Source organism: Pseudomonas sp. MWU16-30316 (assembly GCF_020515645.1).
GTDB lineage: Bacteria > Pseudomonadota > Gammaproteobacteria > Pseudomonadales > Pseudomonadaceae > Aquipseudomonas > Aquipseudomonas cerasi.
This window is the reverse complement of sequence record NZ_JAIZAZ010000003.1, coordinates 766,274-791,047: the sequence shown is the minus strand read 5'-3', so window position 1 is coordinate 791,047 and position 24,774 is coordinate 766,274. Positions and strand designations below refer to the sequence as shown.

16 protein-coding genes (1 of these 16 running past the window's edge) are annotated in these 24,774 nt (G+C 60.1%); 4 read left to right on the top strand and 12 right to left on the bottom strand.

Features of this window, described 5'->3' with window-relative positions:
• Positions 1–105 precede the first annotated feature (105 nt).
• The 4 genes from LCH65_RS14470 to LCH65_RS14455 form a co-directional block, all read right to left on the bottom strand.
• The gene (locus tag LCH65_RS14470) at positions 106–1,482 is read right to left on the bottom strand and encodes a diaminobutyrate--2-oxoglutarate transaminase (protein ID WP_003372849.1); all 1,377 of its coding nucleotides are present in this window, start codon (positions 1,480–1,482) and stop codon (positions 106–108) included.
• A gap of 348 nt (positions 1,483–1,830) precedes the next feature.
• Positions 1,831–4,239: a TonB-dependent receptor gene (locus LCH65_RS14465; protein WP_226439575.1), complete on the bottom strand. Its 2,409-nt coding sequence runs from the start codon at positions 4,237–4,239 to the stop codon at positions 1,831–1,833.
• Positions 4,240–4,308: 69 nt separating this feature from the next.
• Positions 4,309–5,274, bottom strand: a complete 966-nt coding sequence (locus LCH65_RS14460) for a FecR domain-containing protein (RefSeq protein WP_058396923.1) — start codon at positions 5,272–5,274, stop codon at positions 4,309–4,311.
• Positions 5,271–5,780: a sigma-70 family RNA polymerase sigma factor gene (locus LCH65_RS14455; protein WP_003318943.1), complete on the bottom strand. Its 510-nt coding sequence runs from the start codon at positions 5,778–5,780 to the stop codon at positions 5,271–5,273. Before LCH65_RS14455 ends, LCH65_RS14460 begins: the two co-directional genes overlap by 4 nt.
• 536 nt (positions 5,781–6,316) lie before the next feature.
• Between LCH65_RS14455 and LCH65_RS14450 the strand changes: the two genes are divergently transcribed.
• A complete protein-coding gene (locus LCH65_RS14450) occupies positions 6,317–7,561 on the top strand; it encodes an MFS transporter (RefSeq protein WP_226439574.1) in 1,245 nt (414 codons plus the stop codon).
• A 47-nt stretch (positions 7,562–7,608) separates the two neighbouring features.
• On the opposite strand, the gene LCH65_RS14445 is transcribed toward LCH65_RS14450, so the two are convergent.
• Genes LCH65_RS14445 through LCH65_RS14415 form a run of 7 tightly spaced genes read right to left on the bottom strand, consistent with a single transcriptional unit; the run spans position 7,609 to position 14,570 of the window.
• Positions 7,609–8,784: an MFS transporter gene (locus LCH65_RS14445; RefSeq protein WP_226439573.1), complete on the bottom strand. Its 1,176-nt coding sequence runs from the start codon at positions 8,782–8,784 to the stop codon at positions 7,609–7,611.
• A gap of 22 nt (positions 8,785–8,806) precedes the next feature.
• Positions 8,807–9,427: a hypothetical protein gene (locus LCH65_RS14440; protein ID WP_226439572.1), complete on the bottom strand. Its 621-nt coding sequence runs from the start codon at positions 9,425–9,427 to the stop codon at positions 8,807–8,809.
• Positions 9,428–9,437: 10 nt separating this feature from the next.
• Positions 9,438–10,919: an aminotransferase class III-fold pyridoxal phosphate-dependent enzyme gene (locus tag LCH65_RS14435; RefSeq protein WP_003433991.1), complete on the bottom strand. Its 1,482-nt coding sequence runs from the start codon at positions 10,917–10,919 to the stop codon at positions 9,438–9,440.
• Complete coding sequence (locus tag LCH65_RS14430) at positions 10,916–11,599, bottom strand: class II aldolase/adducin family protein (protein ID WP_003372838.1); 684 nt, start codon at positions 11,597–11,599, stop codon at positions 10,916–10,918. Before LCH65_RS14430 ends, LCH65_RS14435 begins: the two co-directional genes overlap by 4 nt.
• On the bottom strand, positions 11,596–13,224 hold the full coding sequence (locus LCH65_RS14425) for an FGGY-family carbohydrate kinase (RefSeq protein ID WP_003372836.1): 1,629 nt from the start codon (positions 13,222–13,224) through the stop codon (positions 11,596–11,598). The genes LCH65_RS14430 and LCH65_RS14425 overlap by 4 nt, the downstream gene beginning before the upstream one ends.
• A gap of 10 nt (positions 13,225–13,234) precedes the next feature.
• Entirely contained in the window at positions 13,235–14,116 is an 882-nt protein-coding gene (locus tag LCH65_RS14420; RefSeq protein WP_099266647.1) for a TorF family putative porin, read from the bottom strand.
• 28 nt (positions 14,117–14,144) lie between these two features.
• On the bottom strand, positions 14,145–14,570 hold the full coding sequence (locus tag LCH65_RS14415; protein WP_226439571.1) for a DUF2147 domain-containing protein: 426 nt from the start codon (positions 14,568–14,570) through the stop codon (positions 14,145–14,147).
• 160 nt (positions 14,571–14,730) lie between these two features.
• Between LCH65_RS14415 and LCH65_RS14410 the strand changes: the two genes are divergently transcribed.
• The 3 genes from LCH65_RS14410 to LCH65_RS14400 all read left to right on the top strand — a co-directional run bounded on the left by LCH65_RS14410 (position 14,731) and on the right by LCH65_RS14400 (position 18,057).
• Positions 14,731–15,414 (top strand): TetR/AcrR family transcriptional regulator, encoded by a 684-nt coding sequence (locus LCH65_RS14410; RefSeq protein ID WP_054081428.1) that lies wholly within the window; start codon positions 14,731–14,733, stop codon positions 15,412–15,414.
• A 181-nt stretch (positions 15,415–15,595) separates the two neighbouring features.
• A complete protein-coding gene (locus tag LCH65_RS14405; RefSeq protein ID WP_226439570.1) occupies positions 15,596–17,032 on the top strand; it encodes a coniferyl aldehyde dehydrogenase in 1,437 nt (478 codons plus the stop codon).
• 356 nt (positions 17,033–17,388) lie between these two features.
• Positions 17,389–18,057 carry a LuxR C-terminal-related transcriptional regulator gene (locus tag LCH65_RS14400; protein ID WP_003434001.1) on the top strand — a complete coding sequence of 223 codons (669 nt, stop codon included), beginning with the start codon at positions 17,389–17,391 and terminating at the stop codon, positions 18,055–18,057.
• A 117-nt stretch (positions 18,058–18,174) separates the two neighbouring features.
• On the opposite strand, the gene LCH65_RS14395 is transcribed toward LCH65_RS14400, so the two are convergent.
• Positions 18,175–24,774: the 3' end of a non-ribosomal peptide synthetase gene (locus tag LCH65_RS14395; protein WP_226439569.1), read on the bottom strand. Its footprint extends 11,181 nt past the window's final position; only the last 6,600 of its 17,781 coding nucleotides appear in the window; its start codon lies beyond the right edge, outside the window — the gene reads right to left on this strand; its stop codon occupies positions 18,175–18,177.

Below are 24,774 nucleotides of genomic sequence, written 5' to 3'. Positions count from 1 at the left end.
GAGGGGCGATAAGTTCGCCCAGCCAAACGTTGTGTGCGGTGTTGTTTCAATCGTGATATCAGTGTCACGATGATGGGCTGTTTATGCCTTGCTTATTACAAACTTTTATTTACGTAGCTGGGACAGTGCCGCCTTGAGCGCTTGTTCAAAACGCTGGATCACCAAGTGGCATTGCTCTTCGGTAATGATCAACGGCGGCAATAAGCGAATGACATTGCCATTGCGACCACCGCGTTCAAGTAACAACCCCTGTTTGAAACAATGCTGCTGAATGGCGACAGCCAGGTCCGGGTCCATCGGCAGGCTGCCGAGGCGGTCAGCCGCTTTGCGCTCATCGACAATCTCGATGCCCAGCATCAGGCCGCGGCCGCGCACATTGCCGATCGCCGGATAGCGTTGTTGCAACAGACCGAGCTGTTCCTTGAGCCAGTCGCCACGTTTTGCGGCCTGGCCAGCGAGGTTCTGTCGCTGCAGCACTTCAAGGGTCGCCAGGCCGGTGGCCATGGCCATCTGGTTGCCACGAAAGGTGCCGGCATGATTGCCCGGAGACCAGGCGTCGAACTCGCGTTTGAAACCCAGCACTGCCAACGGCAGACCGCCGCCGACCGCCTTGGACATGACGATGACGTCGGGTTCGATCCCGGCGTGTTCGAAGGCAAACATCTTGCCGGTACGGCCAAAACCGGCCTGCACTTCATCCAGAATCAGCAGAATGCCATGCTTGCGGGTGACTTCGCGAATCTGGCGCAGCCATGCCGCAGGTGCCGGATTGACACCGCCCTCGCCCTGCACCGCTTCCAGAATTACCGCGGCCGGGAGCGACACACCACTTTCCACGTCTTCGATGAACTGGGTGAAGTAATAACTCAGTGCTTCAGTGCCGGCCTCGCCGCCAATGCCCAGCGGGCAACGGTATTCGTGGGGATACGGCAGGAACTGCACACCGGGCATCAGGTTAGCGACAGCGTTTTTTGGCGCCGTGTTGCCGGTCAGCGCCAGGGCGCCGTGGGTCATGCCATGGTAGGCGCCGGAAAAGCTGATGATGTTATGACGGCCGGTGGCGGTCTTGGCCAGTTTGATTGCGGCTTCGACGGCGTCAGCCCCGGACGGACCACAGAATTGCAGGCAGTAATCACGCCCCTGTCCTGGCAGCAAACTCAGCAGCGTTTCGCTGAAGGCGTCCTTGACCGCAGTGGTCAGGTCAAGGGTGTGCATCGGCATGCCCGAGGTCAGGAAGCTGTCGAGACTGGCCATGATAGCTTCGTGATTGTGTCCCAGTGCCAGTGTTCCGGCGCCGGCCAGGCAGTCCAGATACGTGGTGCCTTCGACATCCGTGACCCATACACCATGTGCCTTGGCTATCGCCAATGGCAACTTGCGCGGGTAACTCCTTACATTCGATTCAAACTTGCTCTGCCTGTCCAGATAGTTGGCATTGGTTTTCTGCGACGTCGTAGAGTGCAATAAGCCATTATTCAACATCTGTAAGTCCTCGCTGGATTTCTGGATGCAAATTATTATCATTTACCCAAAAGTGCAACCCATTATTTCGAAAACAAAGATGAAATTTAAATGAACGCTTCTGCGCGCCTGACAATGAATAAGGCACGCAGTTATACCGACAGAATTAATCGGTATAACTCAATGTGCCACTATTGAAAGTGGCCATTTGTTATTCTGGCATATGACCAAGCAGTCTATTTAAATAACAGACTGTGGTGTCGCCGTGTTGAGGTTTATTATTTAATACTGCACACAGGTTATCCCTCGATGAGGACTGCCGGTCGTTCGCTATACACGTGAGCCCTTCCCTGGGCGTCGCGTATCCACTCAGAAACCGATGGTGGCCGACAACAGATAGGTGCGCGGTGTCGACAGGGTCAGCCCCGGCTCGCTGTCATCCGACGCGCCGGCCGAGCTCCAGTAGTACTTGTTCATCACGTTCTCGACGTTGGCCCGCAGTGTGATGTCCTTCTGATCGACCTTGAAAGCATACCGCGCACCGACGTCGAAACGCTCCGATGAGTCGATGCTTTTGCTGTTGGCCTGATCCAGATACTGCGAACCGGTGTAGATGCCCCGTCCGGTCAGGGTCAGACCGTTTACGCCCGGAACGTCCCACTCGGCCCCCAGATTGACGTTGTACTTGGGGGTGGCCGGTGCGCGGTTGCCGTCGAATGTGCCATTGACGGTGTTGGTCAGTTCGCTGTCGATGTACATCACCCCGCCCAGCAGACGGAAGCCCTTCATCGGCTCACCGAACATGGTCAGCTCGACACCGTCGTTACGGCGCTTGCCGTTCGGGCCGAACACACGGGAGGTGGTATTGGTCTCGTAGGCCGGTTGTTTGATACGGAATACGCTGGCGGTGAAGGCGTATGACCCCAGGTCATATTTGGCGCCGACCTCGACCTGACGACTGACGAACGGCGGGAAGATCTGGTCTTCGTTCACCGAGGTCGACGGAGCGATCTTGCCCTGGCTCAGGCCTTCCATGTAGTTGGCGTACACCGAAAAGTCGTCGGTCACCTTGTACAGGATGCCGCCTGATGGTGAGACCTTTTCCTCATCGTAGGCGGTGTCGCCTTTCACGCCATCGGTCCAGTCATCAACCTTGACACGCTGCCAGCGGGCGCCGAGTGTCAGCAGCAGACGGTCCTCGAAAAACCCTAGTGTGTCAGTCAGCGCCACACCGCTGAAACGGTTCTCGGTGTAAACCTTGGAGTCGGCCCGCGTGGGATTCGAGGGTGTCGGCGTGTCGACCGGGTTGTAAAGATTGCTCGGCGCTGCCGCATAGCGTGCACCACCGTTTTCAAAGTCCATATAGAAATAGCTGGCAGCCAGGTTGACCTCGTGGCTGACCGGCCCGGTAGTGAACCAGCTGCGCGCGCCGGCAGTGGCTGTGCGCACATTTTCGTCACGGGTGAAATCGCGTGGTTGAACGCTGAAGTCGCCTGCATCGTTGGTGACCGATACCGCATGGCGCAGGAAGTCATGGTTACTTTTGCGCGCGCCGACACCGCCGTAGAGCATCACCGAGTCGCTGAGGTCATATTCGGCATTCACTGCGCCGAACGTATCCTTGGTGCGCGCCTTGCTCCAGGACTGCGCATAGTTGTCACGCACATCGTTGGCGTTGGGCACCTTCGCGTTGGCACCGACCTGCACGCGTTCCTGCGGAGCATCGGTGTCGCGTTCGGTGTGCCCGATGTCCGTCGACAGACGCAGGCGATCACCACGGAAATCCAGGCCCAAAACGGCCATGTCGCGATCGACGCTCTGGTGATCCCATTCAGTGTCGCCGGACTGCTTCACGCCGTTGAAACGAATCCCAAACTTGTCGTCTTCGCCAAACCGACGGGCTACATCGACTGCAGCACCCACCTGCCCCTTGGAGGCATAGCTGGTGGTGAGTTCGGTGATCGGTTTATCCGTCGCGCGCTTGGGGACCACGTTGATCCCGCCGCCGACACTGCCTCGCGGCGAAATGCCGTTGATCAACTGGCTCGGTCCCTTGAGGATATCCACCCGTTCGGCCATTTCCATGTCGATCGTGTAAGTGGGCAGAATGCCGTACAGGCCGTTGTAGGAAACGTCGCTGTTGAACAGGCTGAAGCCGCGAATCGTGAACTGCTCGTAACGCCCGCCTGCGGGGTTGGTGGCACGCACTGACGGGTCACTGGCGATCAGGTCGCCCAAGGTTCGAGCCTGCTGGTTTTTCACCGCGTCTTTGGTGTAGGTGGTCATGCTGAACGGCGTTTCCATGAAGTCGCGCGAACCCAGCATGCCTTGCGAGCCTTTGCGTGCCACTTGGCCGCCTGCGTATTCCTGGCCATCGGTAGAGCCGCTGTCACCGACAATCGAGGTGGGTGCAAGTTGCAGGCCTGCGCTGGCGCTGTCAGGTGCCGGGATCAGCGTGTAGGCCTGCTCCCCGACGGGCATCAGTTGCAGGCCGGAACCTTGCAGCAGGCGCGCAAAGCCTTCCTCGACCGCGAATTCGCCGGACAACCCCGAACTGTTCCGCCCATTCACCAGCGCGGGGTCTACCGACAGGTTGACCCCGGCCTGCCCGGCGAAACGGGTGAGCGCAGCGCTCAGGCTGCCGGCCGGCACCTCATAGGCGCGTCTGCCCGATGTGTCGGCCCAACTGGTCGAGACGAATAACGGACTGGAACTCAACGTCAGCAACAGGCTGAAATGCAAAAGTGGACGCAAACGGTAGGAAGACACTGCGGACATAGAGGGAAGCTCTCGTATTTTTTGTGCACTTACCTGGAATGACCAGCGAGACAAAAAAAAGGGACAGCATTACGCACTATTTTTTGTCGAAATGTTTTTTCGAGGCACCAGGGTCACCCAATAACGCGTGCGCATCTGCACGTCCACCGGCAGACTGGCCGCCAGCAACGACAGCACGCGGTCGGTATTGTCGAGCCTGAAACTGCCGGTCACTCGCAGGTTTTCCAGCTCAGGTTCCCAGCGCAGCAGGCCCGGACGGTAACGACTCAGCTCGCGAAGGAAATCGCCCAGTGACTGGTTCTGCGCGCTCAGCACATCGTCGCGCCAGCCAGGCAGCAAGGCGTCGAAGGCACTGACAGGACCGATGCCGCTCTGCTTCAGCGTGACCTGCTGCTGCGCATTCAAGGCCAGCACCGGCCCGCGCAGGGGATAAAGCTGCACCGTGCCGCTGACGACCGAGACCCTGCAATCGCTGGCGTTGAGACGCACACAGACTTCACTCCGGCCAACCACGATGCGCCCGTAAGGACCGTTGATGGTCAGCGGCGCGCTGCCAGGCACCTTGAGGGCTATTTCGCCCCGTACAAGGGTGATTGCCCGGGCGCCCATATCCACGTTCACCGCACTGTCGGTATTCAGTTGCAACATGCTGCCATCGGCCAGCGACAGGCGCTTGTGCTCGCCGACTGCGGTTTGCAGGTCGGCACGCCAGACATCCAGCGGCAATTGACGCCCCAGCAGCCAGACTGCAGGGACCAGTGTCACGGCGCCCAACGCTCTTTTTAGCGTCGCACGCCTGGCCTTGTCAGGACGATCCAGCGTCGCCATGGCGAGGTTGGCAGGCAGACCGAAAAAACGCTGACGCAGCTGTTGGGCCTTTTGCCAGGCGCGTTCGTGACTGGCGGAGCTGTCACGCCAGTGTTGCAGCATGGCGTGATCTTCATCGCTGGCACCACCGGATTCCAGAAGCGCCAGCCACTGCGCCGCTTTGCGTACTACCTCGCGTTCTTCGGTAGAAGGTGCCGGGCGAATCACCAGTCCACCAGCAAACAGTGCTCGTAGGCTTGTGCCATATAGCGTTTGACGGTGCGTTCGGAAACACTCAGGCGTTCAGCGATTTCCCGATAGCCCAGCCCCTCAAGCTGACTCCAGAGAAACGCCCGCCGCACCACTGCCGACAGACCATCGAGCAGCTCATCCAGCGCCTGCAGGGTTTCCAGAAGCAACCAGCGCTGCTCCGGCGACGGCACGCTTTCTTCGGGCAACTGCGCCAGCGCTTCCAGATAAGCCTGTTCAAGGCTGCGACGCGTGTAGAAATTACTCAGCAGGCGCTTGCCCACGGTCAGCAGGTAGGCACGCGGCTCCTGCATATCGGCGATCTGTTGGGAGCTGGAGAGCACGCGCAGGAACGTATCCTGACTCAGGTCAGCCGCATCCCAGGCATTGCCCATGCGTCTGCGCAGCCAGCTTTCCAGCCAGCCATGATGATCGCGGTACAGGGAATGCAAGGTCTGCTGTGATAGCGTCGCTGCTTGAGTCATGTCAAAAGCCTTGAGCGATGGGATACGCCAAATGAGACTGATTCTAATTAGTGTTATATCCCGAGTCCACGCTCTTTTTTTCAAAAAGCCCATCGCCACTGCGTGAAATCGGGGCTGTCAGCCCGCAACACGTTGATCCGCGCTGGATCCGGGCGATTCACCTGCACGACAAATGAGCGCTGAAAAAGCGCCCTTCGTGTCCTGTTTGTATCCTTTTCGACGTAAAGTCGGACTGTGGCCGATAACCAGGCAGCTTGCCGCGGCTCATTCAACAGAGCGTGACCAGGATGTGGTTCCGCATGTTGGTAGCAGAGGACCTCTTAGGACCTTGGCCAAACAATGCGATCAAGCGCAACTCGCTCATGAATGAGCGCCGCAATCACAGCAACGAGCACCCTGGCTCTTTTCATGCTGCTTCGAATTTGATGTAAGGTGTGATGGGTAATGAATATTGAGAAGGCCAGTCATTTGGAAGTTTGAGGTTAGGCGTAATCATTGCGCATAAACAGGACGACTATTAAAAACGGACGAACGCTGTGCACACCCTTCCCTGCTCAAACAAAAAGATACTGTACATATTTGCTTCGGTGGGCGTGCTGATTGCGCTCTCCGAAGCGGTATACGACTTGGCATTTGCCAACCTGGCGTACACGTTGACGGGCTCAACCCTGTCCGTCATGACGACGTATGCAATAGGTTACAGCGCTGAAATACTGGTCACCCTGCTAGGAGCGGGGTTTATTGATCGATTTGATAAATGGAAGCTGTTCATCGCCACGCAGATCATAAATATCATTGTTTTTACGGTGGCTGTTACGACCCTTTCGACGCCAGGCAGTTCTGTCGAACAGGTATGGTTATTTGCTTTCCTGGTTGACCTCGTACATCAGTACGTCCGGCTTATCATGTTTTCCTTTATTCCTTTCCTCTTTTCAAGGGAGGAGATAATACGGGTCAATGGCTTTCTTGCAATTATCAACGGCGTCGCCAGAGCGGTAGGGCCTGCCATTGGTGCGCTGGTGATTTTCCAGGTCGGCTTGTCCATGGCTCTTACTGCCTCAATCGTCTTCATGATGGGCGCTTTGTTTCTTGCGCTCAGTCTGTGGTCAGTGGCCGCAGGCACGAGTGTTACCCGCCCAGATGTCGAGTCTTCATCATTCAAAGCGCGTTTCCAGGAAAGCGTGACCGGCGCTTCGATGGCAACCGTGAACCTTCTAAGGTCCTCGCAGTGGCGTAATTTCCTTGCCTCTTACTCTACCTGCGTTCTGGTGATAAGCGTGCTGGCGCTCTTATGGATTCCTTTTCTCCGAGATTTCCATGCGTTTTCTCCCGAGCAAACAGGTTATCTTTATGCGCTCGGAACCACTGGCGCAGTGCTGGGAGGATTTACGATGTCGTCTTTCCAGGACAAAAGCCTAATCACCACAATACTGTCCGCCCACGCGTTAATGTTCGCCGGTATCGCAATGACCCTGTGGTGCCGAGGAAGTTTCTTATGGGTGGCTGTCGGTATGTTTCTATTCCAGTTTGGTACCACTGTATACTTTCGCAGTACAGCTAGCGCCATTCAGCTTACGTTACCCAAGGAAATCATTGGAAGCTGGTACGGCGCCATTGATTTCATGAGTCGTTTTGCAGGGCTGGTGGGCGTTATCCTGGCCGGTTGGTCATACGATTGGATCGGCGCCTACTGGGTGTATTCCGTGTTGCTGGGGCTCCTTGTCCTAAGCGGACTGGCGTGGAAGGCTGGAAATCAGGTCGCCTGGTTGAGCCCCTCTTGAATGAGGCTCCCGGCTTGTTCGCTCTGTAACCGTACCCAGGCGACCAATCAAACCCCGCCCACAACCCTAACCCTTCTATCAACTGCCCGCCGGTGCAGCAGCGCTATCAGACACAAAGCCGATACCGACAGCCAGACGCTGACCAGCAGCACCGGTTGAGCGTTGTCGCCAGACACCCATTGCGACGCCAGCAGCGGTCCGAATGCGCAGCCCAGCAGTTGCATGCCGGGAATGAGCCCTGCGATGCGTCCCGAGGGGTCTATCTGCAGCGCAATGCGCACCTGAAACGGGGTCAGCATCAGGTAGATCAGGGCAAACAGAGCGCACAGGCCCAGAAATACGTTTACCCCCTGATCGGCTGTGATGTACATGCCCAATGCAATGCCAGCCAGAAGAGACGCGGCGGTAGCCAACATCGAGTAATCAGGCACCCTGCGTACCAGCAGAATGCCCAGGCAGCCGCCCAGAACCTGCATGAATAACATCGCGGACACCAGCAATTGCGCCGCATGAGCGCCCAGCCCTGCGTGGATGCCCAGCGGCTCCAGATACGCCCACAACCCGCCAACAGCCGAGAGCTGCATGAACACCAGCATCAGCAGCAGCACTTGCTTCAAATTCCATCTGAAACCTGATGTATCCAGCTGTCTGTCAGGCTGCTGCGGCAAGCGTTCGGGTAGCCAGACAACGAACAGCACTGAGCTTGCGGTCAGTATTCCCAGAAACACGAACCCTGCATGCACGCTACGATCAGGCAGTATCAGGTACGCAAGCGCTGCGGCCATCAGTGCCTGAGCCAGGGTCTGGACGACCATGAACACGCCTGCCACCCGGTCTGGCGCAGGCCCCTGAACGATAAGGCTGACGGCGCCCCAGAGCAGTAGGCCCTCGGCCAGCCCCGCCAGCGCGCGTGCAGCGGTCAACGGTCCGTCGCCGGTGACATTGGCCGTGACCAGATCCATTCCGGCAGCGCACAGGATGGCGATGACCGTCAGCAGGCGCAGGTTGAGCATCGAACGCAGCAGGTCGCCCAGCACCACACCGAGCCCCAGCGCGACGATTTCACCCATTGCGACCAGCCCGACACCTTCCAGTGATACGTGGTCTTGCGCCAGTAACTCGCCAAGAAGCAATGGTTGCAGCCCTACCATCAGCACCGCGACAGAGCCCAGTGCCAAGGCGGCACTCAGATGCCTGCGAGTTACAGCGGACGACGTTTGCATGGCATGCGCCTCTTCGGAAGTTTCAGTAACCGCGGGTTTCAGGCGGAATATGGCCTTCGGCAAAACACTGCGCCGCCCGCTTCTCGTCTTTCATCAGCCTTCCGTTGGCCACCAGCACCACCCACCAGGGCAGTAACGTAAGGTGCGTGCCACATGCCTTGGCCAGCGTATAGGCCTTGGCGCATTTTTCGAACAACTCTGCATTGAGGACCATTCGCGCCCCTGTAGTACCCATCACCACCGGCGTGCTGTCGATCACCGCAGCATTTCCCCCACGCTTCAATAATCGCGCCAGTGGTTGCTCGGAACTGGCAGGCGTAGCCATATGGCCTATATGGCGTGCCTGCTCATCAAATAGAATCGGCAGGACTCCGCCAAAATCCACCAGGCTTTTGGCAAAGGCACCGCCGCCGAGCAGAACGGCGCCGACGTCAGCTCGGGCGCGGTAGATCGCCGCGTGCGTCTGGCCGTCGCCCGCTGCCGAGTCGTTGCAATCAACCACCTGCGGCGCCAGGTCGTCGAGCTTGCCCAGCCACATGCTCTGTTCGCCCGGCAATCGCAACGACACACTGCTGTGTGAGTCCACCTGCCCCATCAGGCGTTCACGCAGATCAAACCACTGTTTTCGAAGTGAATCGCGCATGCTGCTCACCTCACACCAACTGAAAGACAGCGTCGAAGCGTTCGAGCGCGTCGTCGATGACATCGTCGGTGTCAGCCAGGCTGGTGTACAAGCGGCTCCCGGCCAGCGTGATCAGGCCGTGAGCGGTATACGCGGCACCCATCTCTTCCATCATGTGCTTGCGAGTCTTGGCTTCATTGCGCGCCCTCAGCAGCTTGAGCGGGTTGCCGGTATCGAGCAGCAGGACGCCGGACGTCTGCAGGTGAACGATGGAGCCCATGTTGTACGCCACGTAGGGCAAGCCGCGCCGATTGATGATCTCTTCCAGTCCTGCGCGCATACGGTCGCCCGCCCTTCCCGCCAGCGCCGGCGCGTTCAGGCGGCGGGCTTCGACCAGCGCGTAATAACCAGCGACGCATGACAACGGATTGGCCGACAGCGTGCCGCCGACGAACGCCCGTCGCGAGGATGTGCCGATGCCACCGGCAAGCAGTTGCATCACGTCCCGGCGCCCGCCAATGGCACCCGCCATCGGATAGCCCCCGGTCAGGCATTTGCCCAGTACCGTGATGTCCGGCATGACATTGAAATAAGCCTGTGCGCCGCCCAGACCGGCACGGAATCCGGTGACCACTTCGTCGAAGATCAGCAGGGCATCGAATTCGTTGCACAGCGCACGCAGCTGTCGGTTGAAGTCGGCGTGCACCGGACGCGTGCCACTTTCCGGGCCAAAAGGTTCGACCATAATGGCTGCGGTGCCACCACGCAGACGATTGATTTGCAGCCTGCGACGCAACGCATCGAGATTGTTGGGTGGGCTCTCCTGAGTGTTTGCGGTGGCGCCTCGCGGGATTCCCACTGCCTCCATGCGCCCGGTGCCCGGCAAGCGCATGCCATAGACCAACTGGTCGCTCCAGCCGTGGTAGGCGCCGCCGATCTTGATCACCCATTTCTTGCGGGTATAGGCACGGGCCAGGCGAACCGCGGCCATGACCGCCTCAGTGCCCGAGCCCAGCAAGCGCAGCATGTCGACGCCCGGCATCGATTGGCAGACCAGTTCCGCAAGTTTGACTTCATATTCATGCAGCAAGCCGGTCACCGGCCCGCACTCATCGAGAATCCGGTCAACCTGTTCGCGAATGGCCGGATGGTTGGAGCCCAGCAACGTCGGGCCGCCTGCCTGCAGGAAGTCGGTGTAGCGATTGCCATCGACATCGGTCAGGTGCGCACCGTTAGCCTGGGCGAAGGCCAGTGGAAACGGATAGTTGAACGCCAGGTTATGTTGCACGCCTCCCGGTATGACCTTTTTCGCCGCCTCGGAAAGCCGCTTCGAGCCTTGGCAGCGCTCGTCGAAATAGCCCATGATCTTGTTCATCGCGTCGCGCTTGATCGGGCGAATCGGCTGTTTCACCAGCTCATCGAAGCGGCGATACAGTGAATCGACATCGGGCCATTGCGACACGGCCGATGCGGGAATGTCAGGGATGTTGGCAGGATCGAGAGGTCTGTTCATGATTGAGTCTCTGAAAAAGTCTGAGGGCTGAGGGCGTGCGAGCCGGCACTGGTCAGCGCGTCGATCAGGCGTGCTATTGCAACGCGTGATTCGGGTTTGCCACGGCTGTTGGCTTTGATCTGATTGAGAAGATGGTCACGACAGAATGTTTCCAGGTCCTCCAGGCGCTTCAGGGTGGCTTCTATGTCCGGGCCACAGCACAGAACGCCGTGATTGCGCATCAGGTAGGCGTTTTGGTCAGGCCGGATGGTCTTTTCCAGCTTGCCTGCCAGCCAACCGGAACCGGACGGCGCATAACCCACCAGCTGAATTCGCCGCCCCAGCGATTGCCACAGCGGCGGGTATGGCACTTCCAGCGATTTGCCGAACAATGTGCAGGCGCTGGCCAATGGTTGATGGGTATGAATGCTGCAATTGACGTCCGGGCGACTGCGCAGGACTTTCGCGTGCAGCTCGCTTTCAACCGAGGGCGAACGTTCGCCCGACAGCTGCTTGAGGTCCTTGAGTCGCAATACGCAGACGTCCTCTGGCCGCATGCTGAAGTAGTCGGTGGCCGACGGAGTGACCGCGATGTGCAATGCGTCGATACGCAGCGCAAGGTTGCCGCCGGTTGCGGCAAAGAAGCCGCGGCGTGACAGATGCCGCGACAGGTCGACGATCTGCTGTTGAACATTGCTCATGGTGCCGTCTCCTGCGATGGGTTCAACCTGCGATAGAGCGGCGCCAGACGTTTGCGGACTTCCTTGAACGTGGCGAAGCGGTCGTCATACAGGTTTCGGGTTGATTCGGAGGGTTCGTACAGCCGATGCGGCCGTTGCAGGGCCGGCAGATCGTTGAACTGCAGTTTTTCGAGCGCTACTGCAGCAATGAAGGCCGCACCGCGTGCGTTGGTCTGAATCGGGTTATGCGGTTGCTGAATGACTCGCCCGCAGACATCGGCCATGATCTGGCACCACACATCCGATTGCGCTCCGCCTCCGGTGGCGACGATGACTCCGCGCGACTGGCCGATAAATTGCGAGAACGGTTCCAGCATCCAGCGCGTGTTGTGCGCGACGCCCTCCATGAAGGCCCGGATGATGTCTTCCCGCGAGTGCTCGAGTTTCAGGTTGATCAGGCCGGCACGCAGGCTCGGATCACCTACCGGAGAGCGCTCGCCACACAACCATGGCGTGTAGATCAGCCCCCTCGAACCCGGTGGCACTCGGGCGGCGATACGGTCCAGCAAGGCGTACACGTCCGGCTGCTGCTCATCGCTCAGCAACTCGTCCGGGTGATACAGCACCTTGTCGCGCAGAAACGACAGATTGGAGCCCGCCGCCGATTGCATGGCCATTGCCAGATACCGGCCCTTGACCGCACTGGGTACCGCAGCAATGTGGTGGCGAACACTGGATTTCTTGAACGGCACGTGAGCGCCGACCCACGACGAGGTGCCCAGATAAAGATGCGGAGCGAAGTCGCGCACGGTGGCGCCAACGGCCACCGCCGAGGTGTCCACAGCACCCGCCACCACAGGTGTGGATCGAAGCAGCCCCAAAGCATCGGCGAGCTCGGGCTTCAAGGTGCCGATGACTTCCGTCGAGCCCACCAGCTCAGGCAGTTTGCCTGCGTCGATACCCAGAGCCCTGATCAGGCTGGCGTCGTAACGGATGTGATGAGGATCGCGATTGTCGGTTACCCAAGCGGTCAGCATCGAGTCACCTGTGGCGCAGAAACGCCCAGACAAGCGCATGTTCATGTAGTCGAGCACATTCAGAAACTTGTGCGTCTGGTCATACCTTGCCGGATCGTGGTCAAGGATATAGGCCATGTGCCCGGCCGAATCCATGCCCGACAGCGACGCTACCCCGCCGGTCAGTCGCAGCGATTTCCAGAGTTTGAGCGGCCCGTAGCCGCCCAGATTGCACCAGCCTCCGCCCATGCGTTTTTTGATCGAGTCGGCGCCGCGTTTGTCCAGCCACAGCAGCGCCCGGCCAATCGCGGTCCCGTCGCGATCGACACAGACCGTGCCTTCGCTTTGCGTCGAGCAACACACGGCCACCACCTGACGACGCCTGAGCGGGTCGGCTGCCAGCAATTCGTGGGCACCAAGCAGAAACGCGTTCCACCAGTCCTCGGGTTCCTGCTCGGCACTCAGGCCACTGACGTGCAGCGGTACACCGTGAAACGCCCAGGCGCGGATGTCTCCCTCCATGGAGACCAGCGCGCACTTGCAGCCGGACGTTCCCAGGTCGATCGCGAGGACGAGTTGCTCCAGGCCGGTAGCCGCCTCAGGCGTCCGGGAAATGAAAAGCGAAGTCATAAAGGTCTACTCAGAATGTGCGGGAAATCGACGCTACCCAGCGACTGCCGTCCGTGGTGCGCACATGTCCGTCGTCCTCGGCCATATACAGCTCGCGCGCCCTGGTCTTGGTCGTCACCCAGTCAAGCCCCCAGTCGAAGCCCCACCAGTGGTGGACCAGACCTGCGCCATAATCGGCAAAGTCGGCTTCCGAGAAGTTTTCGATCTGTTGATAGCCGGCGTGCAGCTTCAGGTTGGTGTTGATGCCCAGCGCGTATTTGTAATCGAGGTCATAGAGCATGCTGCCCCGGGAGTTGCGGTCACCCTTGGCATAGCAATCGAGGCCTTTGGTCGGGTCATCGCGGAACTGCAATTGCGCGCCGCATACCCCGCCACTGTTGGCACCCCGGTAGTTTTTCGAGAGCACCCGGGCGATTCGCCCTTCGAGCGCGCCGTAACCGATTTCAAGCACGGCGAACTGGCTGTTGTAATTGGTCGAGTGCTCTTCACCTGGCGTGAACGTTTCGAAATCGAACCGGTTGGGTGCCTTGAACTGAGCCCCTGGAAACATCTCGGCCGCCAGCCCGACGCCATAGTGCCAGGCATCCGGATCGCCGAAGCGATAACCGCCCGCCAGCAATACACCTGCACCGTCGCCGTCGAGGAACTGTTTCTTGCTGACCGTGGTAAATTCGGCAAGCGCCACCAGGCCTGTTTCATGGGCGACCTGGAGGGTCACCTTGGCCCCGGGCCGATTCAGAGAATCGGAAATCCCGCGGGTACGAATGTCCGAGCTGACCTTGGCGGTAACATCCACTGCGTAGCTCGACATTTCATCGGCGATGGCAAGAGTCGGGCCTGCTGCGCAGCACAGGGCTGCAGCTATTACATAACGGGTTGTATACGTGCGCATGATTCTCTCCCACGCTAAAGGGCCGGATTTACGATTTGCAAACCGGGGCAGGAGGCAGTGTTGCGATTCGCTCGAATTGCTCTGTCTTGCCGAGAACTTCGGTGCCAACAAAAGCCCTTACATTGAGGCGTCCATCCTTGACTCGAACGGCGCCCTTATATTTTTTCTGATCACGGGGGTCATACACCCAGCCATCACGCCAGGCGTCCTGGTCGTAGCGGGTCAGCTGCAGAATCTGTACGCCGCAGTCGCTCGACGTGGAAGCAGCATCCTTGACCCAGACAATCTGGCCGCAGATAGCGCCGGTCTTGTCTGCGCAGTCGTCAAGCCTGACTACCGCGTCCTTTTCCGCCGTCAGCCAAAGGCCCTTGGCCTCAAGCGGACCGGCAGCAGCATGAATGCTGGTGGAGCACATCAGAACCGAAGAGAGGAAAAGCCACTGCCGTGCGTTCATAGCGTCACCTTTTTTATTTTTTGTTTTGACAGACCGTCACAATAACGACGCTTCAGTTATGATAGTCATCGCTACACGATAGTTATAACTATCATTTTATCGTGCAGCAACTGTTTTTTTGATCGTCATGCTGGCGCCCCATTCTTCTTGACAGGTACTTATGGCCAGGCTGAAAACCGAAACCCTTCCCGAGCAGATCGCCGGGAAAAGCGTTGAACGCAAGAAGTTGCCCGCGCAGCAGCGTGCTACCGAAACCTACGAACGCATTCTGGTCGCCACGGCAAACACCCTGTGCGAGGTCGGCATAGAGCGTTTGTCGACCAATCTGGTATGCGAACGGGCCGGCCTTACGCCGCCCGCGTTGTATCGCTATTTCCCCAATAAATACGCGCTGTTGACGGTGCTGGGCGAACGTCTGCTCGAGAAACAGAACGAGCGGATCGATCACTGGATCACCCCCGAGCTGATCGCAGGTACGCCTCAGGCGCTTGAGCAGGCGCTCGCCGAGCTTATTCTGGATACGTACCGGGTCACCGATGCCACGCTGGGCGGCATGTGGACGCTCAAGGCACTGAGGGCGGTTCCCGCGCTGGAGCATGTGCGGCTCGACTCCCACCGCAGGGTTTCCAAGGCTCAGGCCGCCATCATCGGCAGTGCTTTTCCAGACGCGGCGTCCGAGGACATCGCCATGGTTGCCCGCGTTGCGGTGGAAATGATTCACGCGACCATTGAGTTGTTGTTCGATGAACCGCTGGAGCCCGCGAAAACCTGCGCGATGGTGGCAGCGATGATTGTCAGTCATCTGGATCGCCTGGCGCCCGAACCTGTGCATGGCGAGCAATGATTGCAATACAGGTTGGCCGTTCCAGCCACTTTAACCGGCCGGATCGCCCCTCCATTGGCTTTGCAGTGTCCTATACGGTTAGGTGAGCCAGGACATCGACACATTACCGCTGACACGCCTGCACTTGCGGCAGGTTCGGTCGCAGTGACTATAAAAAACACGCAGCCACAGGAGCAGCGTCATGAATCAACTCGCCAGGGTTCCGCCAGGTACCACGTTCCACGCTGCCGGGCTAACCGAGCTGTTCGAGGCACAGCAGGCTGCATTCCGTGCTCAGGGCGCACCTTCCTACGATCAACGAATCGCAGACCTCAACGCCGTCCTGCGTATGGTCAGCGATAATCAGGACAGGTTGCTCGAGGCGGTCAGCGCAGACTTCGGCAACCGTTCGTTCGACGAAACCCGGCTCGGTGAATTGATGCCGGTGGTCAACGGCATCAAGCACATCCGCTCGCACCTCAAAGCGTGGATGCGTCCGTCCCGGCGCAAGGCGGGTATTGTCTTCAGGCCCGCCGCAGCACGGGTGGTTTATCAGCCGCTGGGCGTCGTCGGCATTCTCGCTCCGTGGAACTACCCGCTGACGCTGACGCTGGTGCCCTTGATAGAGGCGCTGGCTGCAGGTAACCGGGCGATGATCAAACCTTCGGAACTGACACCCCGAACCTCCGAGCTGCTCAGGCAGTTGCTCGGCGAAACGTTTCCCGCCGAGCAGGTTGTCGTGGTCACTGGCGACGCCACGCTGGCGGGCCAGTTCAGTGAGCTGCCTTTTGACCATCTGCTGTTTACCGGCTCGACCCACGTGGGCCGCCAGGTCATGGCGGCGGCGGCACGCCATCTGACACCGGTCACACTGGAGCTGGGCGGCAAGTCGCCAGTCGTGGTCTGCGACGACTTTTCGATCACGAAAGCCGCTCGGATGATCGCTATCGGCAAACTGTTCAACGCCGGTCAGACCTGCGTAGCACCTGACTATGTCCTCGTCCCGCGCGAACAGGTGGACAGCTTTGCCAGCGAGTGGCTGGCTGCGGCAAAAAAACTTTACCCGACCCTCGATGGCAATCCGGACTACACCTCAATCATCTCCCAGCGCCACTACGACCGGCTTATGGCGATGGCCAGTCAGGCCGTCGCGACGGGGGCCAAGGCGTGGCAACACAATGCGCCTGCAACGGCGGGCGAACGCAAGATTGCACCAATGGCACTCACTCAGGTGTCCCTGAACGCAGATGTCATGGGCGAAGAGATTTTCGGCCCGCTGCTGCCGGTGCTCGCGTATGACTCTCTGGATGAAGCCATCGCCTTTATCAATGCTCGTCCGGCACCGCTGGCCCTTTATTGCTTTTCCAACGTTCAAACGTCTGTGGACAGGGTGCTGAACCGCACGCAGTCCGGCGGCGTGACCATCAATGGCACCATGCTGCACGCAACCCAGGATGACCTGCCCTTTGGCGGTGTCGGCGACAGTGGCACCGGGGCCTATCACGGCTACGAAGGCTTCGTTCGCCTGTCCCATGCCCGGGGCGTTCTCAAGCTCGGTCGTTTCAACATGTCCGACAAGGTCTCGGCACCTTACGGACGGCTTACGCGTCTGGTCACCCGACTCATGATCGGAAAGTAGGCGCCTGCCGAACGATGTTACCCCGCCATATCAGGACGTTTACATGCATATGCGCGGGGGTTTATTCACTTTCTACTTCCCGTCACAACATCAGGCAGCATGAGCTAACGCCGGCCAGCCCCCCCACTTTTGCGACGCCATTGTCCGCCGTCCGACCGATGACCATCACTCTTTCTGATAGTGAAGTATTTAGGTAACCTCAGGACGATACTCTTTGCTGTACTCCACTAGAGATGCTCTAGCGGGCATCTAACGCTGATCTCGCGCCGAAAACGCCAGCGACTAAGTTGATGTGACTGCGCCATGCTTACAGCGTCTATAACATTGTCAGCAGTTCTAAACTCATGGATGACTAAATGCCTCACACACTACTTCCGCAGATTGGCAGGGCCATCGCCAGCATCGGTAGCGGGAATTTTTCCAGCATGTTCCACAAGCTGATCGATACTCAGCTTGCCGTAGATGCCACGCACCTCTCATCACTGCCGCAGCCCTGGCAAACGCCGCCTGCCTCTGCACCAACGGTCTTTAACGAGACCGTCACATCATCGCGGGGCACGCTGTTGCTCAGTGACTCCATTCATCTTTACCCTGATCAGGCCTCGGAAAGCTTTAGTTGTAAAATAACGGTATTTCGGGCGCTTCCCGCGCACGAATTCTCAGAAAAGGAACGCCGGCAGCTGGGCGACATTTCCCCTCTGCTGTTTTCGATACTTGAAAAACATGTCAATGCTCTGCAATCGGCAATGCCCGGCATCGAGCATAAAAAGCCCGAAAGCATTGAGAAGCGCTTCCAGGAACGACTGCGCGAAACGGGTCTGACGTTGTCCGAACGCGAAACCCAGGTGTGCCTTGGGCTGCTCGCCGGTCATACCGCGCTTGAGCAGGCCGAGCGGCTCGCACTCAAGGTCAATACCGTGGGCAGTTACCAGCGCCGTGCGGCGATCAAACTGGGCATCAGCGGTCGTAATTCACTGATGCGCTGGATGTATGGCTCATCAGCGGGCGTTTTTTCAACCTGCTGACCGCCAGTCGATGCAACGGACGGGGCGATACCGATCGCCCCTCCCGGATCCACCCTCACCGCCTCCGATGCAAGACCTCCCTGCGCCTGCAATCACGCTTTATCAATACCCACCAAGTCATTGCGTTTCCCCCACACCGACTGTCAATCCGTCATACCACCAGGCCGCCAGGCTGTAGACGTCCGGAGCTTTCAGGACGCTGAAGTGGTTACCCGGCCCCTCCCAGAGCGAAAGTTGCGGCAGCAAATGCTGCCATTGGCTTGCGCAAGCGGCATGTTCGAGTTGATTGTCCAGCGCATCCAGATGCGGGTCATTCACCAGTACCAGACTTGCCCTGCCGCTGTAGCCTCCCGGCTCAGGTCGATAGACCGTGCGCAAGGCGCTGGCAAACGTGCGGACGATCCCTTGCAGGGCCTGTGCCGCCAGACGTGGCGGCAATAACCCGACGCGCACCATGGCCTGCTGAAGCAGGTGCATTTGCGCGACCGTGTCGCTGTCGGCAAACGCCAGTGGGTCGAGCTCCAGGCTTCTTCCACTGGACAGCTGCAGCGCCTCGATCAGGCGTTCCAGCACGGCGGTGGCGGTATAAGGCTTGCTGCTCAGACCCTCGCCGCCAGGCGCCTCGCTGTCGATCAAGGTCAACGAGACAACCTCGCGGCCTCGGGCCTGAAGCTTGACCGCCATGGCGTGCGCCGCCCAGCCTCCGAACGAATGCCCAACCAGATGCAGCGGGCCTTTCGGATACAGCGCTTCGATGGCTTGCACATGGCTCTGCGCTGCCGCTTCCACCCTGCTGTGCGGAACACTGCGACCGTCCAGGCCGCGCGGTTGCAGGCCGTGGATCGGCCAGTCCGGCCCCAGCGCCTCTGCCAGGCCAATGAAGCTGGTGACGCTGTCACCGGCGCCCGGTACACAAAACACTGGCGCATGCCCGTCACGCCCGCTCTGGATCGCCAGCAGCGACTGATGAGCCGGTGCCGGCGGTGGCGTGGCGGGCACGCTGTGCAACGCCTGAACGATGCTCCGACCGAGCACGGCCACGTGCGGTGCCTGCATCATCGTCATGTGGTCCCCCGGGACATCGACGCACTGCAGTTGATTTCTGGAGAGAATCTCACCCCAGCCCAGGGTCGAACTGCTTCCGATCGGCGCCATTGGACGCTGTTCGGCGCGGAACAAATGGATCGGCAGGCTGAGCGGTTCCAGCTGGTAATGCGCCAGGGCCTGACCATGCGCCACTTCCCGGTCCAGGTAATGGTGCAACTGCTGATCGCTCGCCAGCGCCAGCTCCTCGTACAACAGACCTTCGTCGCGGCACAGTTGCAACAGCGTCGCGAAGTCCGGCAGCGGTGCTTGCTCGCTCAATGAGGTGAGGCGCGCCAACCTGGCGGCACCCTCACCCGCCTGGGCTTGCCAGTGCGCAGTGCAGTGCGAGAGCAATTGCCGCTCAAGCAAGTCAGGTCCCTGCCAGCGTGCCTTGCCCTGATCGGTCAGGCGTGGCACATAGCTGTCGATCAGGCCGAGGAATGTGACGGCCTCGTCCATGCCCAGCAGTTGAGTAGCCACTTCGTAGGCCATAACCCCACCAAACGACCAGCCGGCCAACCGATACGGACCGCGCGGCTGGACCTGACGAATGCGCTCCACCATCCGCGCAGCCAGGCACTCCATGGTGCGTAATTGCTGCTGCCCAAGGCCAATGCCCGGCAAGCCGTAAATCGGAAAGTCGCCCTGAAGATGTTGCCCAAGCACAGGGAAATAAGCATCCAGCCCTGTGAAATCGTGGAGCAGAAACAACGGTGACTCGCTGCCACCGGCACGCACTGTGATCACCTCACGAGCTTCGTCCGGTGATCCTGGACGCTGGTCGAGCAACCCTGCCAGTGCTGCGACGCTAGGGTGCTGAAACAGCTCGGCCAGCGTCAGTGACACGCCTGCTTTTTGCAGCAGGCTGACCAGACGGATGGCCGATAGCGAATGGCCGCCCAATTCGAAGAAGCTGTCGTGCCTGCCTATTTTTCCGACTTCAAGAACCTCGGCCCACACCTCCGCCAGACGCTCTTCCAGCGCTGTCAAAGGCGCTTGGTAGGCGAGGTTCGCAAGAGCGGCCAGGTCCGGCGCAGGCAACGCCTTGCGGTCGACCTTGCCGTTCTGGGTCAATGGCAGCGTATCAAGACCTACAAATACCGCAGGCACCATGTATTCCGGGAGCTGCCCCAACAGATGCGCACGCAAGGCGGCACTGTCGAGCGATGCATCGCGACGGGTGAAGTAGCCCACCAGACGCAACGAACCATCGTCCAGACGCTGGGTGGTCACCACCGCTTCGCCGACGCCCGGGCATTGCGCCAGGTGCTGTTCGATCTCTCCCGGCTCGATACGCACGCCACGGATCTTCACCTGATCATCGTTGCGGCCCAGGTATTCAAGCGTCCCGTCGGACAGCCAGCGCACCAGATCGCCGGAGCGATACATTCGGGCGCCGGGGCTGTCGCTGAACGGATCGTCGAGGAAGCGTTCTGCGGTCAGGTCCGCACGGTTCAGATAGCCGCGAGCCACGCCTGTGCCGCCGATGTACAACTCGCCGGGCACCCCGAGTGGCACTGGCTGTCCACGCGAATCCAGTACGTACAGTCGGGCATGAAAAACCGGCTTGCCAATGTGCAGCACCTTGCCCGGCTGCATCCGGCCAGAGCTGGCCACCACCGTGGTCTCTGTCGGGCCATAGTTGTTGACCACGGCGAAACCCGGATCACGGTTGAAATGGCGTAAACGATCACCGCCAATCAACAAAGTCTGCAGCGTCGGATGGTGTAATTCACGGCTGAAGGCGTATTCGGCCACCGGGGTCGGCAGAAACGCCACCTGCAGCGGCTGAGCCAGCCACCAGTCGAGCAGCACATCGAGCTGTTCGTTGCCAATCTCAGCTGGCGGCAGGTGCAGCACCGCACCGGCACACAGCGCAGGCCAGACTTCCCAGGCCATGGCGTCGAAACCAAACCCGGCAACGCTGGCGGTATGACTGCCGGCACGCAGGTTGAACGCTTCACAGTGCCAATCCACCAGATTGTTCAGCGTGCGGTGCTCGACCATCACGCCCTTGGGCAGCCCGGTGGACCCCGAGGTGTAAATCACGTAAGCCAGATGGTGCGTGGTCATTTCCGGCACGGACGGGTTGTCGGTGCGCTGTGACCAGTCCGGGCGATCAAGCGCGATCACCGGCACCTGCAGTTCGGGCAGACGCGTCAGCAGGTCGAATTGAGCCAACACCACCACGGGCGCGCTGTTCTCCAGCAGATAGCTGATGCGTTCATCCGGGTGGGCCGGATCGACCGGTACGTAGCTCGCCCCGGCTTTCAGCACTGCCAGCAGCCCCGTCAGCGTCTCCAGACCGCGCCGCGCGACCACCGCCACCCGGTCGTCAGGACGTACGCCCAGTCCGATCAGATGATGGGCCAATGCGTTGGCACGGGCATTCAACTCGCCGTAGCTCAAATGCTGGTCGCCCGCCTGAGCAGCCAGTGCGTTCGGCTGGTCAAGCGCCTGCTGTTCGATACGTAGGTGAACGGGCAGCGGGTACTCCGCCGTAAGGCGATCGGCATTGAAGCCATTGAGCAGTTCGGTTCGCTCGGTGCCGGGCAGAATATTCAGGGTTTGAATCGGTTCCGCCGGTGACTGCTCGAGGGCATCGACCAGCCCGTTCACGGCACTGGAAAGGTACGCACAAATACGTCGGGCATCGATACCTGTCGAGGTCAGCGCAGTCAGGTCGAACGCTTCGCCCAGATCATCGATGCTGAGCGTCAACGGATAGCTGCTGCGCTCGCCGGACTGCAACAGCTCGATACCCTGCCAGGCCTCGCCGGCAGCCTCGTTTACCTCACTGGGCACCGCGCTGTGGCGGTAATTCAACAGCGCACTGAACAGCGGTACGCCCGCAGGCAAGGCGCTGCAACGCTGAGCGATTGCCAGAGAAGCCTGTTCGTGGGCAAGCAATCCGGTCAGGCGGCGGTGAGTCTGGGACAGAGCATCGCGTGCACTCTGATCGGCCAGGTCGATGCGCAGCGGCAAGGTGTTGATGAACACCCCGAGTGTACGTTCTGCACCCTCGCTGCCATTCAAGCGACCCAGCAGTACGGTGCCGAACACCACGCTGTCACGCCCGGACAATCGGCCCAGTACCTGCGCCCACGCCAGGTGCATCAGGCTGGCAGGACTGACACCCAGCTGCCGCACCTGATGGCGTAGCCGCCTGCTCAGGTCCGCATCCAGACGCACTCGGGCCTCGCCTGCAACCTCCGGCCCTGGCAACCAGGTCTGAGCGTACGCCAGGGTCGGCTCATCCAGATCGCCCAATTGCTCGCGGAAGAACGCTTCGTGCGTGTCGTCCCCCGCCCCCAGCAAGGTCTGCGCGATGTAGTTGCGGTAAGGCACTGGCGCAGGCAGTTGCGCTGCCTGATCGAGCAGTACCGCCTGCAATTCCTGGCTCAGCAGGTCCAGGGCAACGTGGTCCATGATCAGGTGATGGAACAGCAGGACCGCGACGATACGCCCGTTTTCCGGGTCATCGGCATGAACCAGACGCAACAGCGGTGCACGCACGAGCTCCAGCGGCTCGGGCGCATCCAGCGCCGCCAGCGGCACCTCGATCACCGGCAGATCGGCATGCCGCCAGACCACTTGCACAGGCGTTTCCAGACCTTCCCAGCACAGCGAAGTCCGCAACACGTCGTTGCGGGCGATGACCTGTTGCAGCGCCTGGCTGAAGGCATCCAGTCGCGAGCGGTCGGCAAAGGCGAAGCGTGCCTGCAAGCGATAGGGATCATCCTCAGCGGCGGACAGGTAGTGATAGAAAATGCCCGCCTGCAGAGGCCCCAGCGGGTAGATGTCCTGAATATTGCTCGCCCCCCCGGTAACGCTCGCGACAATGCGATCAATCCCTGCCTGATCCAGTTTCACCAGCGGCAACAGGTCCGGGGTGATTGATGTGCAATCCACACCGATCAGGTTGGCCGGAATCTTCACCTGAGCGCCGCTGCCGACGGCACGCGCCAGGGCGGCCAGGGTCGGCTGGGCAAACAACACGCGAATATCGGCATCCATGCCACGGCGACGCATGCGCGCGATCAGGGTAACGGCGAGCAGTGAATGGCCGCCGAGTTCGAAGAAATGATCGTTGCGCCCTATTTGCTCGACTTGCAGCAGCTCGCTCCAGATGTCGGCCAGGGCCATTTCCAGCTCGCCTTGCGGCGGCTCGTATTCGCGCCCTGGCATGGCGTCGCGATCCGGCACCGGCAAAGCACGTCGATCGACCTTGCCGTTGGCGGTCAGTGGCCAGGCATCAAGGCGCACGAATGCACTCGGCACCATGTAGCCCGGCAGGCGGTCCAGCATGTCGGCACGCAGCCTGGCGATATCAAGCGCCGGGTGCGGGCCTTGTTCAATGAAATACGCCACCAGACGTGACTGTCCAGGTTCGTCCTCGCGCGCGACCACCAGCGATTCCTCGATACCCGGCAACGAGGTCAGTTGCGCCTCGATTTCGCCCAGTTCGATGCGCATACCGCGGATTTTCACCTGATCGTCGTTACGCCCCAGATAGTCCAGCGTGCCGTCGGCATTCCAGCGTGCCAGATCACCGGTGCGGTACATGCGCGCCTGCGGGTGCTCACAGAACGGATCGCTGAGGAAGCGCTCGGCAGTGAGTTGCGGCTGATTCAGATAACCGCGCGCTACGCCTTCTCCGCCGATGTACAACTCGCCAGCAACACCGGTCGGCACCAGTTGCTGGTGCTCATCCAGCAGGTACACGCGGGTGTTGGCGATCGGCTTGCCGATGTCGAGGCTGCCGTCAGGCAACAGACGACCGGAAGTGGCGACCACCGTGGTTTCGGTCGGGCCATAGTTGTTGATCACTGCGAAACCTGGCTCGCAGTGGAACTGCCGCAGGCGGTCGCCACCGATCAGCAGCGTGTGCAGCGTTGGGTGATAGAGCTCGCGGCTGAACGCATATTCAGCCACCGGTGTCGGCAGAAACGCCACGTGCAGCGGCTGCGTGAGCCACCAGTCGAGCAGCAGATCGAGCTGTTCATTGCTGATCTCGGCGGGCGGGATATGCAGCGTTGCCCCTGCACACAGCGCCGGCCAGACTTCCCAGGCCATGGCATCAAAGCCGAAACCGGCCACCGTGGCCGTGTGACTGCCGGCGTGCAAAGCGAACGCCTGGCAATGCCAGTGGACGAGATTGGCCAGCGTGCGGTGTTCGACCATCACGCCTTTCGGTTGCCCGGTCGAGCCGGAGGTGTAAATCACATACGCCAGATCGCCGGGCGTCAGCCCCGACACCAGCGGATTTGCCGGTTGCTCAGGCCATTGAGGTCGATCAATCGCGAGCAGCGGCACTGTCAGTGCAGGCAGGCGCGCCATGAACGCCTGTTCCGCGAGCACCACTGCTGGCGCGCTGTCGGTCAGCAGGTAGCTTATGCGCTCATCGGGGTGCGCCGGATCCACCGGCACATAGCAGGCACCGGACTTGAGCACGGCCAGCAGGCTCACCAGCGTGTCCAGCCCACGACGCGCCACCACCGCGACGCGATCATCCGGACGCACGCCCAGGCTGATCAGATGATGGGCAAGGCTGTTGGCCTGATGGTTCATCTGCGCGTAGCTCAGTGACTGCTCGCCGACCCTGGCGGCAACGGCTTCGGGCGTGCCTTC

Bases quoted from the DNA above. Each gene is read 5' to 3' on its own strand.
- LCH65_RS14430 (WP_003372838.1), bottom strand. From the start codon at position 11,599: ATGAGCAATGTTCAACAGCAGATCGTCGACCTGTCGCGGCATCTGTCA.
- LCH65_RS14465 (WP_226439575.1), bottom strand. From the start codon at position 4,239: ATGTCCGCAGTGTCTTCCTACCGTTTGCGTCCACTTTTGCATTTCAGC.
- LCH65_RS14440 (WP_226439572.1), bottom strand. From the start codon at position 9,427: ATGCGCGATTCACTTCGAAAACAGTGGTTTGATCTGCGTGAACGCCTG.
- LCH65_RS14445 (WP_226439573.1), bottom strand. From the start codon at position 8,784: ATGCAAACGTCGTCCGCTGTAACTCGCAGGCATCTGAGTGCCGCCTTG.
- LCH65_RS14400 (WP_003434001.1), top strand. From the start codon at position 17,389: ATGCCTCACACACTACTTCCGCAGATTGGCAGGGCCATCGCCAGCATC.
- LCH65_RS14420 (WP_099266647.1), bottom strand. From the start codon at position 14,116: ATGCGCACGTATACAACCCGTTATGTAATAGCTGCAGCCCTGTGCTGC.
- LCH65_RS14435 (WP_003433991.1), bottom strand. From the start codon at position 10,919: ATGAACAGACCTCTCGATCCTGCCAACATCCCTGACATTCCCGCATCG.
- LCH65_RS14405 (WP_226439570.1), top strand. From the start codon at position 15,596: ATGAATCAACTCGCCAGGGTTCCGCCAGGTACCACGTTCCACGCTGCC.
- LCH65_RS14455 (WP_003318943.1), bottom strand. From the start codon at position 5,780: ATGACTCAAGCAGCGACGCTATCACAGCAGACCTTGCATTCCCTGTAC.
- LCH65_RS14425 (WP_003372836.1), bottom strand. From the start codon at position 13,224: ATGACTTCGCTTTTCATTTCCCGGACGCCTGAGGCGGCTACCGGCCTG.
- LCH65_RS14410 (WP_054081428.1), top strand. From the start codon at position 14,731: ATGGCCAGGCTGAAAACCGAAACCCTTCCCGAGCAGATCGCCGGGAAA.
- LCH65_RS14470 (WP_003372849.1), bottom strand. From the start codon at position 1,482: ATGTTGAATAATGGCTTATTGCACTCTACGACGTCGCAGAAAACCAAT.
- LCH65_RS14415 (WP_226439571.1), bottom strand. From the start codon at position 14,570: ATGAACGCACGGCAGTGGCTTTTCCTCTCTTCGGTTCTGATGTGCTCC.